Source organism: Sphingomonas bacterium (assembly GCF_903644055.1).
Lineage (GTDB): Bacteria > Pseudomonadota > Alphaproteobacteria > Sphingomonadales > Sphingomonadaceae > Sphingomonas_I.
The window spans coordinates 1-11,209 of sequence record NZ_CAHJXD010000142.1; the positions used below are offsets into that span (position 1 = coordinate 1).

Annotated in this window: 12 protein-coding genes; 6 read left to right on the forward strand and 6 right to left on the reverse strand. The window is 66.6% G+C overall.

Annotated elements, in window-relative coordinates; all coding sequences use genetic code 11:
* Both HUU94_RS06295 and HUU94_RS06300 read left to right on the forward strand, forming a co-directional pair.
* Nucleotides 1-444: glycosyltransferase (locus HUU94_RS06295; protein ID WP_174274250.1), on the forward strand; the 444-nt coding region annotated here is incomplete at its 5' end.
* Between the two features lie 32 nt (nucleotides 445-476).
* Nucleotides 477-767 carry a DUF1244 domain-containing protein gene (locus tag HUU94_RS06300; RefSeq protein WP_174274251.1) on the forward strand — a complete coding sequence of 97 codons (291 nt, stop codon included), beginning with the start codon at nucleotides 477-479 and terminating at the stop codon, nucleotides 765-767.
* 99 nt (nucleotides 768-866) lie between these two features.
* Here HUU94_RS06300 and HUU94_RS06305 read toward each other — a convergent pair whose 3' ends face one another.
* The 6 genes from HUU94_RS06305 to HUU94_RS06330 all read right to left on the reverse strand — a co-directional run bounded on the left by HUU94_RS06305 (nucleotide 867) and on the right by HUU94_RS06330 (nucleotide 6,850).
* Complete coding sequence (locus tag HUU94_RS06305) at nucleotides 867-1,715, reverse strand: dienelactone hydrolase family protein (RefSeq protein ID WP_174274252.1); 849 nt, start codon at nucleotides 1,713-1,715, stop codon at nucleotides 867-869.
* Between the two features lie 29 nt (nucleotides 1,716-1,744).
* Nucleotides 1,745-2,617: a glucose-1-phosphate thymidylyltransferase RfbA gene (rfbA, locus tag HUU94_RS06310; RefSeq protein ID WP_174274253.1), complete on the reverse strand. Its 873-nt coding sequence runs from the start codon at nucleotides 2,615-2,617 to the stop codon at nucleotides 1,745-1,747.
* Nucleotides 2,614-3,498, reverse strand: coding sequence for a dTDP-4-dehydrorhamnose reductase (rfbD, locus tag HUU94_RS06315; protein ID WP_174274254.1), 885 nt, complete (start codon nucleotides 3,496-3,498; stop codon nucleotides 2,614-2,616). Before rfbD ends, rfbA begins: the two co-directional genes overlap by 4 nt.
* Before the next feature lie 109 nt (nucleotides 3,499-3,607).
* Nucleotides 3,608-4,681 (reverse strand): dTDP-glucose 4,6-dehydratase, encoded by a 1,074-nt coding sequence (gene rfbB / locus HUU94_RS06320; protein ID WP_174274255.1) that lies wholly within the window; start codon nucleotides 4,679-4,681, stop codon nucleotides 3,608-3,610.
* Nucleotides 4,678-5,241, reverse strand: a complete 564-nt coding sequence (gene rfbC, locus HUU94_RS06325) for a dTDP-4-dehydrorhamnose 3,5-epimerase (protein ID WP_174274256.1) — start codon at nucleotides 5,239-5,241, stop codon at nucleotides 4,678-4,680. Before rfbC ends, rfbB begins: the two co-directional genes overlap by 4 nt.
* Nucleotides 5,242-5,299: 58 nt before the next feature.
* Entirely contained in the window at nucleotides 5,300-6,850 is a 1,551-nt protein-coding gene (locus HUU94_RS06330; RefSeq protein ID WP_174274257.1) for a tetratricopeptide repeat protein, read from the reverse strand.
* 225 nt (nucleotides 6,851-7,075) lie between these two features.
* Between HUU94_RS06330 and HUU94_RS06335 the strand changes: the two genes are divergently transcribed.
* Genes HUU94_RS06335 through HUU94_RS06350 form a run of 4 tightly spaced genes read left to right on the forward strand, consistent with a single transcriptional unit; the run spans nucleotide 7,076 to nucleotide 11,118 of the window.
* Nucleotides 7,076-7,699, forward strand: coding sequence for a polysaccharide biosynthesis/export family protein (locus tag HUU94_RS06335; protein WP_254602003.1), 624 nt, complete (start codon nucleotides 7,076-7,078; stop codon nucleotides 7,697-7,699).
* Nucleotides 7,696-8,853 (forward strand): hypothetical protein, encoded by a 1,158-nt coding sequence (locus HUU94_RS06340; RefSeq protein WP_174274258.1) that lies wholly within the window; start codon nucleotides 7,696-7,698, stop codon nucleotides 8,851-8,853. The genes HUU94_RS06335 and HUU94_RS06340 overlap by 4 nt, the downstream gene beginning before the upstream one ends.
* Entirely contained in the window at nucleotides 8,853-10,307 is a 1,455-nt protein-coding gene (locus HUU94_RS06345) for a GumC family protein (RefSeq protein WP_174274259.1), read from the forward strand. Before HUU94_RS06340 ends, HUU94_RS06345 begins: the two co-directional genes overlap by 1 nt.
* Nucleotides 10,308-10,332: 25 nt before the next feature.
* Complete coding sequence (locus tag HUU94_RS06350) at nucleotides 10,333-11,118, forward strand: CpsD/CapB family tyrosine-protein kinase (protein ID WP_174274260.1); 786 nt, start codon at nucleotides 10,333-10,335, stop codon at nucleotides 11,116-11,118.
* Nucleotides 11,119-11,209: the final 91 nt, after the last annotated feature.

Here is an 11,209-nt window from a genome sequence, read left to right on the forward strand (position 1 = left end):
CCGGTCGGGCTGGTGCTGGTCGGCGGCGGCAAGGCCCGCGCGCGCACCGCGCAGGCGATCGCCGGCAACCCGCATATCGTGGCCCTCAAGCCGATCGCCGATCGGCCCGCGCTCGCCAGCCTGATGGCCAGCGCCGATGCGCTGATCCACGGCTGCGAGGCGGAAACCTTCTGCTTCGCCGCCGCCGAGGGGATCGCATCGGGCCTGCCGATCATCGCCCCCGATATGGGCGGCGCCTCGGATCAGGCCCGCGCCGCGCGCGGCTATCTCTACGAAGCGACCAACCCCGCCGCCGCCACGGAGGCGATCCTGCGCCTGCTCGCCGATCGCGCCAACGGCCGGCCGCACCCCCACACCACGCCGCGCACGATGGCCGCGCATTTCGATACTTTGTTCGCGCTGTACGAAGAGCGTGTGTCGCATGGGATGCGCCGCTCGGCTTGACCCGGCCGGAGTCGCTGCGCCACGGCGCGGCGATGGATATCGAAGCCCTCGACGATCGCACCGCCGCCGCGGCCTTCCGCCGGCTGGTCGGGCACCTTCGCCATCGCACCGACGTGCAGAATGTCGATATCATGGGCACCGCGGGTTTCTGCCGCAACTGCCTGTCCGATTGGCTGAGCGAGGCCGATCCCGCGCTCGATCGCGAAAGCGCCCGCGCGCTGGTCTACGGTATGCCCTATGCCGATTGGAAAGCCGCCCACCAGGCGGAGGCGACACCCGAGCAGATCGCGCGCATGAACGTGAGCGTCGCACTCAACAAATAATCGTTACCCCAGCGACGGCTGGGGTCTCGAAGGCAGGAGCGTGCCCTTGCCGCACGAGATGCCAGCTTTCGCTGGCATGACGCGCAAAAGGTTAAAGGCTCACCCCACCCCGTTCGCCTTGAAGTGGGCGAGGGCGCGTTTCCATCCGTCGGCCGCTGCCGCTTCATTGTAGCTCGATCGATAATCGGCGTGGAAGCCATGCTCGGCGTCGGGATACAGGATCAGGTCCGATCCCGTCTTGCCCGCCGCCTTGAGCGCATCGCGCATCGCCGCGACGTCCGTGGGCGGGATGCCCTGATCCTTGCCGCCGTAGAGGCCCAGCACCGGCGCCTTGACCTCCGCCGCGCGGGGCAGGATGCCGCCCAGCCGCCCGTACCAGGCGACTCCCGCGCGCACGTCGGGATCGCTGATCGCCGCGCGCCACACCACCGCGCCGCCCCAGCAGAAGCCGGTGATGCCGATCTTGGCGGGCGCCGCGAAGCGCTGCGCCTTGATCCACGCGGTCGTCGCGCGCACGTCGCCGTCGACCTGCGCGTCTCCCGCCTGCGCGACGACCTTCATGAGCGCGGCGCGGTCGGAGATCGCGGGCAGGTCGACGCCCGCGCGGTAGAAGAAGTCGGGCGCGACCGCGACATAGCCGAGCTTGGCGAAGCGGCGGCAGACATCCTTGATATAGTCGTGGATGCCGAAAATCTCGTTGACCACGACGATCGCGGGATGATGCCCGGGCCTGGCGGGCCGCGCGACATAGGCGGGCAGCGGCGTGGGCGCGCCGTTGGGGATCGTCGCGGTCTCGATGACCAGCCCGTCGGCGGGGGTCGTGATCGGCGCGGCATCGGCGGAGAAAGCGGCGACCGCATAGCCCGCGAAGAACAGCCCGGCGGCACCGCGCCGCGTGACGTTGAAATCCTCGGGCTGGCTGCCTTCGGGGCGGGTGAGATGTTCCATGCGCTACTCCTCTCGTTCGGGCGCGGAGTTCAGACGCGTTCGTCGGCGATGTCGAGCAGATAGCGGCCGTAACGCGTCTTCTCGTACGTCCTGCCGTGCGCGCGCAGCTCGTCGCGGGTGATGAAGCCGTTGACGAAGGCGATTTCCTCGAGGCAGGCGATCTGCATGCCCTGGCGATGCTGGACGGTGCGGACGAACTCGCTGGCCTCGAGCAGGCTGTCATGCGTGCCGGTATCGAGCCAGGCGTGGCCGCGCGAAAGCTGTTCCACCCAAAGCTCGCCCATCTCCATGTAGAAGCGGTTGAGATCGGTGATTTCCAGCTCGCCGCGCGGGGAGGGCTTCACCTGCTTGGCGAGATCGACGATGCGGTCGTCGTAGAAATAGAGGCCCGTCACCGCGTAATGGCTCTTGGGCTGCTTGGGCTTTTCCTCGATCGAAAGCGCGCGGCCGTCTTCGCTGAGCTCGACGACGCCATAGGCCTCGGGATGATCGACGCGATAGGAAAAGACGGTCGCGCCGCGTTCGCGTTCCTTGACCTTCTTCAGCCGCTCGCCGAGGTCCGCGCCGAAGAAGATGTTGTCGCCCAGCACCAGCGAAGCGGGTCCGCCCTCCAGAAAATCCTCGCCGATCAGGAAGGCCTGCGCGAGGCCCTCGGGCCTGGGCTGGACGGCATATTGCATGCGCAGGCCGAACTGTTCTCCCGATCCGAACAGGCGGCGATAATTGTCGAGATATTCGGGCGAGGAGATGATCAATATGTCGCGGATGCCGGCGAGCATCAGCACCGACATCGGGAAATAGATCATCGGCTTGTCGTAGACCGGCAGGAGCTGCTTGTTGACCGCGAGCGTCGCGGGATGGAGCCGCGTGCCCGTGCCGCCGGCCAGGATGATTCCCTTCACGCTTGCGCTCCCACCAGTTCGTCCACGATGTCGTCGATCGCCGCCTGCCAGGCACGCGGCGCGATCCCGAACGCCTGCTCCAGCTTCGCGGTCGAGAGGCGCGAGTTGGCGGGGCGGCGTGCGGGGGTCGGATAATCGGAGGTGGCGATCGCCTCGATCTCCGGGCGCGGCCGGCCGTGCGTTGCCGCGCGATCGAGCACCGCGCAGGCGAGCGCATGCCAGCTCGCCTCGCCCGCGTTTACGAACTGATAGGTTCCCCACGGCGGCGCGGCGTCGCGCGTCGCATGATCGAGCAGCGCCAGCAGCGTCGATGCGATATCCAGCGCCGATGTCGGGCAGCCATATTGATCGCCGACGACGCGCAATTGCGGGCGCTCGGCGCCGAGCCGCAGCATCGTCTTGACGAAATTGTTGCCGAACGGGCTCACCACCCATGCGGTGCGCAGGATGATGTGGCGTGGATTGGCGGTGCGCACCGCCTGCTCGCCGCCCTCCTTGGAGGCGCCATAGACGCCGATCGGCGCGACCGGATCGCTCTCGCGATAGAAGCCGGGCCGCGAGCCATCGAAGACATAATCGGTCGAGACGTGGAGGATGGGTATGCCCGCCTTGGCGGTCGCGGCGGCGAGCGCCGCGGGGCCGATCGCATTGGCTTCCCAAGCGGCGGTGACGTCGGCTTCGGCCTTGTCGACCGCGGTGTAGGCGCCCGAACTGATCACCGCCGCCCAATCGCGCGCGGCGACGAATTCGGCGCAGGATTCAGGATCGGAGATGTCGAGCTCCGAACGCGTCGGCATGACGAGCTCGAAGCCCTCCGGCGCGAGGCGCTTGAGCGATCGACCGATCTGGCCGGAGCCGCCGGTGACGAGGATGGCATTCATGCCTGCGCTCTCGCCCGTTCGTCCCGAGCGAAGTCGAGGGACGTGCAAAGGGCGAGAGGTGGGAACGTATCTCGACTACGCTCGACACGAACGGTCTTGGCGAGAGGCCTCACCCCTTCAGCCCCGCCCGCGTCGTTGCACCCTTCTCGACGACCAGGGGTCGCCACCAGGCCTCGTTGTCGAGATACCAGCGGATCGTGCGCTCGATCCCGGTCTCGAAGCTCTCCTGTGCCGTCCAGCCAAGCTCACGCTCCAGCTTGCTGGGGTCGATCGCGTAGCGCGCGTCGTGGCCGGGGCGATCGGCGACGTAGCTGATCTGCGCCTTGTAGCTCCCGCCGTCGGCGCGCGGGCGCACCGCATCGAGCGTCTCGCAGATACGGTGGACGACCTCGAGGTTGGTCTTCTCGGCGCGGCCACCGATGATGTAGCTCTCGCCGACAGCACCCGTCTCGAACACGGTGGTCAGCGCGCGCGCATGATCCTCGACGAACAGCCAGTCGCGCACGTTGGCGCCCTTGCCGTAGACCGGCAGCGCCTCGCCGGCGAGCGCCTTGATGATCATCAGCGGGATGAGCTTTTCGGGGAAATGGTACGGCCCGTAATTGTTCGAGCAGTTGGTGACGATCACCGGCAGCCCATAGGTATCGTGCCACGCGCGGACGAGATGGTCGGAGGAGGCCTTCGACGCCGAATAGGGCGAATGCGGATCGTAGGGCGTCTCCTCGGTGAAGAAGCCCTCCGGCCCAAGCGTGCCGAAGACCTCGTCGGTCGAGATATGGTGGAAGCGGAACCCGGCCTTGGCGTCGTCGTCGAGCCCGCGCCAATAGATCAGGGCCGCTTGCAGCATCGCGAAGGTGCCGACGATGTTGGTTTCGATGAACGCGGCGGGGCCGTCGATCGAACGATCGACATGGCTCTCGGCGGCGAGGTGCGTCACCACGTTGGGCTTGAACTCCGCCATCGCCGCCGACATCGCCGCCTGATCGCAGATATCCGCCTTCAGGAAGCCGTACTTGGGGCTGTTGGCGATCGGCTCGAGGCTGGCGAGGTTGCCCGCATAGGTCAGCTTGTCGACGTTGAGCACGGTATGCGGCGTGTCGCGGATCAGGTGGCGGACCAGCGCCGATCCGATGAAGCCCGCGCCGCCGGTGACGAGGATGCGTAAAGGTGTCGTCTCGGTCATGCGTCGATGGGCTCCAGCGGCTGGCCGTCATAGGCGAAGGGGCTGCTCGCTTCGTCGAGGGCGGTGAGGATTTCGTCCTTGGGCGAAAGCTTGGGTCCGCCGGGCGGCAGCGGCCAGGGGAGTGCTATGGCGGGATCGTTCCAGATCACGCCGCCCTCGCTCTGCTGGGCATAGAGCGCGCTGCATTTATATTCGACCTCGGTATGGGGCTGGAGCGTCACGAAGCCGTGCGCGAAGCCGATCGGCACGAAAAGCTGGTGGCCGTTCTCGGCCGTCAGCTCGGCGGCGACCCATTTGCCGAAGGTCGGCGAGCCCTTGCGCACGTCTACCGCCACGTCCCAGATCGCACCGCGCACGCAGCGGACGAGCTTGTCCTGCCCGTTGGGCGGTGCCTGATAGTGGAGGCCGCGCAGCGTGCCGACGTCGCGCGACATCGAATGATTGTCCTGCACGAAGGTCACGGGCACGCCGAGCTCCGGATAGCGGCCCGCATTATATGTCTCGACGAACCAGCCGCGATCGTCTCCGAAGCGGCGGGGGCGGATCAGCTTGACCGGCATTCGGACTCCTTGGGTTCGGCAAGGCCGATAGGCGCGGGGTCGCGGGGGGTCAAACCGGTCATCCGCCGCGCTTTTTCAAGGCGGCGAGCGCGGCGGCGGCGCGTGCGGCGCAATCGTCGTCTTTCGCGGCCACGCAGGCCTGCTGGTAGAGCAGCCATGCCTGGGGATTGCGCGCATGCCCGCGCGAGAAATCGGCGGTAAGGCCCTTGGCGATATCCGCCTGCTTGGTCGCGAGCAGCCATTTGACGCGCTCCCCCAGCACCAGCACGTCATCGGGCAGATGCGCCTGGGCATCGCCCCAGGTGCGGCCCGCGAGCAACCGATTGCCCCACGCCGCATAAATTTGCGGCACGAGGATCGCCGCCTGGGCATTCTGGATATTATCGGTCGCGGCGAGCTGCGCGTCGGTCAGCGCCGCCGCATATTGCTTGCGCATCAGCGCGATCCGCGCGCGGACGATCAGCGCGGTATCGACCTGCCCGTCGAAGGTCAGCACATCATCGACAATCTTCTTTGCCTGGTCGAGCTTGCCCGTCACGAACAAGGCGCCGGCATAGGAAGCGAGCACGTCGGCATTGCCCGCGCTGACTTCGTCGGCGGCGATCGGCTTCAGCATCGCGAGCACGGCCTGCACCTTGCCGAGCCTGACCAGCAGGTCGCAGAGCCCCGCCTTGGTCCGCCCGTTGGCGCCTTGCGCGAGCGCCGTGATCCGGGCGATCGCGGCATCGGCGGGCATCGTCGCCTGCCAATATTGCGCCACGGCCAGCATGATGTCCGGATGATAGAGGTAGCGCCTGACGATCGCCGCGATGATCCCGTCGGCCTTGGCCCGGTCGCCGCGCGCGAAGAAGGCGCGGGCGGCTTCCATCTGGTAGCGGGGATCGTCGGGCACCAGCCGCGCGAGATTGATCGCGGTGGTGCGAACTCCCTCGACGTCCCCGGCGCGCTGATAAAGCGTGAGCAACTGGAGCGCGAGATCCTTGTCGTCGGGGTTGAACAGCGCCTGCTGCGCCAGCACCTTTGCCGCCGCCGCCGGCCGGCCCATGGCATCGAGGACATGCGCCTTCAGCGAATAGCCGCCGAGGCTGGAGGGCGCGATCTTGATCAGCCGCTCGGCATAGCCCAATCCTTCGGGCAGCCGCTTCTGATAAAGCGCGATCGCGCCCAGCGCGAGCAGCCCGGCGACGTCGTCGGGCGAGAGCGACATCAACGGGTCGACATAGCTCTTGGCATCGTCGTAGCGGCCCGCGCGCACTTCGAGGATCGACAGGTTCTGGAGCGATTCGATGTTCGCGGGATCGAGATCGAGCGCATGCTGGAACGACATCGCCGCCAAGGCCGGCATGTTCAAGGCGCGCTGCGCGCGGCCGAGCTTCACCCAGCGGCGCGGCTCGTTGCTGTCATATTTCACCGATTTCTGGAGCATGTCCACCGCCACCGGATAGGCCTGCGCGGTCATCATCCCGTCGGCTTGCGCCTCATAGGCATCGGCCTTGGGGATATTCTGCCCGCAGGACGCCAGCGCCAGCGCTGCCAGTACCGCGGCCAGCCTGGATGCGGGCCGGCTTGCGCGTTCCGGCGGGAAGGGGATCGGGAAGATGTGCCGCACGCCGGATTGCCTAGGGTGTCGTCCTTAACGCTTCAACCATCGGCGCATGATAGAAATCGTGATATCCGGGCGCCCGGCCTCCGCAATGTTAACAACATACAACAAGGGCCCTCCGGCATTGACCCATGCTGTAACCACGCCATACAGCCGCCGCACGGCGAAGTTTGCCGGTGCGTCTTGGAGCGGAGCGACAGAATGAAGTCCCCTATGTCCTTGGCAGTGCTTATGATGTTCGCCCTGGCGATCACCGCGCCTGCCCCGGCGGCTCCGCAGGCACCGGCTCCCGCATCCGCCCCACCCGTCTCCACGGCGGCGCAGCCCGCCGCCACCGCGCCGGTTTCCGCCACGTCGACCTATCGGATCAGCGCGGGCGACGTTATCGAGATCTACGTGTGGGGCGATGAACGCCTGCAACGCAGCCTCAGCGTGCTCCCCGATGGTTCGTTCGCCTTCCCGCTCGCGGGCACGGTGATGGCCGCCGGCCATACCTCGAACGAGATCGAGGCGCAGCTTTCGAGGCTGCTCGCCGGCCAGTATAAGGGCGTGCCGCCGCAGGTCACCGTCTCGGTCCGGGCGCCTTCGGGGATGCAGGTTTCGGTGATCGGCAAGGTCCATTCGCCGGGCACCTTCTCGCCGACGCGCTATCTCACCGTGCTCGATGCGCTGGCGCTGGCGGGCGGGCCGACCGATTTCGCCGACGTCGGCGGCATCGTCGTGCTGCGCAACGTCAACGGACGGCTTACCACGATCAAGGCCAAGCTGGGCGGGTTGCTCAAGGGCAAGGCCGGCGACGGCGATCTCGCCGATATTCCGCAGCTCTACGCGGGCGATACGGTCATCGTCCCGTGAGAAGCACGCTTTCGCTCGCGCTGGCGGTTGCCGGTGCGGGCGTCCTCTCGGGAAGCGCCGAGGCGGCTTCCACCTTCTTCGGCGGCACCTTCGATCTGCGCGCGGGCTACGGCAGGAATCCGCAGCTTAGGACCGGGCTTTCGGGGGATTCGCCGGTGTTCGGCGGCCGGCTCGATGCGGTGCTCACCCGGCTCACCGGCAAAGGCCGCACCACGCTCTCCGGCACGGCCGACATTACACAAAGCACCAAAATCTACGGGCGCACCGAAAATTACCTGGTGCAATTGTCGCAGCAGCAGCAGATCAGCGCGCGCATCGCCGGCTCGGCGGACGTCTCCTATTCGGATACGACCAATCCGGCGGCGAACTATGGCACGACCGCGCGCGATCTCGTCCCGATCGGCGATGTCCTCACGCTCGGCCAGCACTCCCGCCAGCTCGCGGGCGACGTCAACGCCTCATGGCAGATGGACGCCAAGGATCTGTTCCAGGGCGCGGTCAACGCCAGCCACACCAGCTTCGATTCGGTCGTTGCCAGCAGCTATACCCAATATGGCGGCAGCTTCGGCTACCTGCGCACGATCAACGCGCGCACCCGCATCGGCTTTCAGCTTTCCGGGCTGAAGATCCGATCCGATAGCTATCCGGGCAGCTCGTCCTTTCAGGGCGGGCTCCAGCTTACGCAGAAGCTGAGCCAGGCCTGGACGTTCCAGGGTGGCGTCAGCGGCGTGCTGCAAAAGGCCAACGGCGGTTCGTTCAAGACGATCGGCTTCAACGGATCGTTGTGCGGCGATTATCCGCGCTACACGATCTGCGTGATCGGCTCGCGCCAGAGCGCGCCGAGCGGTATCGGCGGGCTGCGCAACGACACGCAGGGCAGCGTCCGCATCAACTACAAGCTTTCCGCGCGCAGCCAGATCAACGGCGAAATCACCTATGATATCTCGAACGCCAAGGGGATCGCGCTCGCCACGCAGCGCTATTATGATGCGGCGCTCAGCTATCGTCGCACGATCAGGCCCCGGATCAGCGCGGGCTTTTCGGCGCGCTATCAGCGGCGCGACATCGGCGCTATCGGTGTGATTCCAGGCACCAAGGTCAACGGCTATACCGGCACCGCCGACATCTCTTACCAGTTTGGAAGGACATCCTGATGGCCACCGTCCCCTATCGGGAGAGCGAGGAACAGCAGGGCCCGAACCTTTTCGCGGCGCTGCCCGCGATCCTCTGGCAGCGGCGCTGGCTGATCATCGCGCCCGCGGTCCTGGCCGCGATCGGCGGCACGGCGGCGGCGTTCCTGATCCCCAAAGTGTATGAATCGAGCGCCACCGTCCTGATCGAATCGCAGCAGGTCGCGACCGATAACGATCAGGCGACGATCGCCGATCTGATCGACGAGCGGATCGCGCGCGCGAAGGAACGCGTGCTCAGCCGCCAGGTGCTGATCCAGCTCATCCGCAGCAACAATCTCTATCCCAAGGAGCAGCAATCGGGCGCGCCTTTCTCGACGATCGTCGATCAGATGCGCGACAGCACGCTGATCAGCGGCGTCGCCTCGGAAGCGAGCGGGCTGCGCGCGATGATGGGCAGCAAGCAGACGATCGCGCTGCGGATCGCCTTCGATTATCCCGATCCGGTCAAGGCGCAGGCGATCACGCAGCAGTTCGTCAACCGCTTCCTCGAGGTCGACGCCAGCGCGCAGCAGAGCAAGGCGACGGGGGCCGCGACCTCGCTCGAACAGCAGGCCTCCGATCTCCAGAACCAGATCGCGGCGGTCCAGAACAAGATCACCAAGATCAAGTCGGAAAATGGCGCGGTGCTGGCGATGACCGCGGGCAGCACGGGCAACCCGCTCGCCGATGCCTCGCGCATCGATGCCGATATCGCCAATCTCCAGTCCGAAAATACCAAGCTCGCCGCGCAGCTCGGCGCCAGCGGCGGCGATTCGCAGGTCGCCCAGGCCGAGGCAAACTATCGCGCGCTGCGCTCGCGCTATTCGGATACGCATCCCGACGTGATCGCCGCCAAGGCGACGCTCGAGGCGATCCGCGCCGCATCGCAGAGCAGCGGCAACAACGCCGGCAATCTGGTGCAGGCGCAGATCGCCGCTAACCGCTCGCAGATCGCCTCGCTGCAAAGCGCGCGCGGCATGGTGCTGTCGCAATCGGCCAACGCGCAGGCGGCGCTGGCGCGGGGCCCCGCCATCCAGGCGCAGGTCGATCAGCTCGAAAAGCAGGCCGAGGTGCTGCGCGATCAATATCGCCTGATCGGCACGCGATCGGCGAGCGCGCAGCTTTCGGCGCGGATGGAGAGCGAGCAGAAGGGCGAACGCCTCACGCTCGCCGATCCGCCGATCGTCCCCGACGTGCCGATCAAGCCGAAGCGCAAGGTTCTCATCGGCGGCGGTCTGGCGGCCGGGCTCGGCTTCGGGCTGGCGCTCGCCCTGCTGTTCGAGCTGCTGCTGCGCCCGATCCGCGGGGTCGAAGCGGTGCGCGCGGCGACGGGCTTTGCGCCGCTGGCGATCGTCCCCGATTATGGCCGCAAGCCGCACATGCTGATCCGCTGGCTCGAAAAGCGCAATCGCGGCCGCTCGGGCAAAGGCGGCTGATCGCGATGCAACAGGAATCCGTTCGATGACGCCCCCCCCCATCGCCGCCGACGAGGCAGCCGTGCCGCTCTACCGCCCCGACGAAGAGCTCCAGCATTATACGGTGAGCCAGGAGGATCTCGCCGCGCAGCGGATCTTCGGCTTCAACAGTTCGGATTCGCGCGGGCGGCCCTTCAAGATGCTGCGAACGCCGATCGCCAAGGTCGCGACCGAGCAGAACATTCGGATCATCGGCGTCACCTCGGCCTCGCCGCACGTCGGCAAGACATTCGTCACCGCCAATCTCGGCGCGGCTTTGTCGCGGATCGCCGAAATCGACGTGTGTCTCGTCGATCTCGATCTCCACCGCCCAGCACTCGGCCCCCGTTTCGGGATGCAGGAGAATGACGGCATCCATGATTTCCTTACCGGGGACATCAAGGATATCCGGCAGATCGCGCACCGCGTGAACGACGAGCGGCTGGTGATCATCCCCGGCTTCCGCCGCGATGTGGCGACCGGCGAACTGCTCACCAATCCACGCGGCGATGGGCTGTTCGCGGGCATCCGCGCGATGCCCAAGTCGACGATCGTGCTCGTCGATATGCCGCCGATCTTCGCCGATGACGATGCCCAGATCATCAGCCAGCGGATCGATGGTTTCCTGCTGATCGTCGAGGACGGCAAGAGCACCAAGAAGCAGGCGGAGGACACGATCCGCATCCTCTCGCCGACGCCGCTGGTCGGCACGATCCTCAATCGATACCGCTACCAGCTCTTCAACGACGAATATGGCTACGGCCGCAGCTACGGCTACGGCGCTTATTATTAAACGCCAGGCTGTCCTGCTGAAGCTGAACTCTCGTCACCCCGGCCTTGAGCCGGGGTCCCGCTTCTTCTTCAGCGTTGGCAGGCAGCGGGAC

Bases quoted from the DNA above. Each gene is read 5' to 3' on its own strand.
- HUU94_RS06300 (WP_174274251.1), top strand. From the start codon at position 477: ATGGATATCGAAGCCCTCGACGATCGCACCGCCGCCGCGGCCTTCCGC.
- HUU94_RS06305 (WP_174274252.1), bottom strand. From the start codon at position 1,715: ATGGAACATCTCACCCGCCCCGAAGGCAGCCAGCCCGAGGATTTCAAC.
- rfbD (WP_174274254.1), bottom strand. From the start codon at position 3,498: ATGAATGCCATCCTCGTCACCGGCGGCTCCGGCCAGATCGGTCGATCG.
- rfbB (WP_174274255.1), bottom strand. From the start codon at position 4,681: ATGACCGAGACGACACCTTTACGCATCCTCGTCACCGGCGGCGCGGGC.
- rfbC (WP_174274256.1), bottom strand. From the start codon at position 5,241: ATGCCGGTCAAGCTGATCCGCCCCCGCCGCTTCGGAGACGATCGCGGC.
- HUU94_RS06335 (WP_254602003.1), top strand. From the start codon at position 7,076: ATGATGTTCGCCCTGGCGATCACCGCGCCTGCCCCGGCGGCTCCGCAG.
- HUU94_RS06345 (WP_174274259.1), top strand. From the start codon at position 8,853: ATGGCCACCGTCCCCTATCGGGAGAGCGAGGAACAGCAGGGCCCGAAC.
- HUU94_RS06350 (WP_174274260.1), top strand. From the start codon at position 10,333: ATGACGCCCCCCCCCATCGCCGCCGACGAGGCAGCCGTGCCGCTCTAC.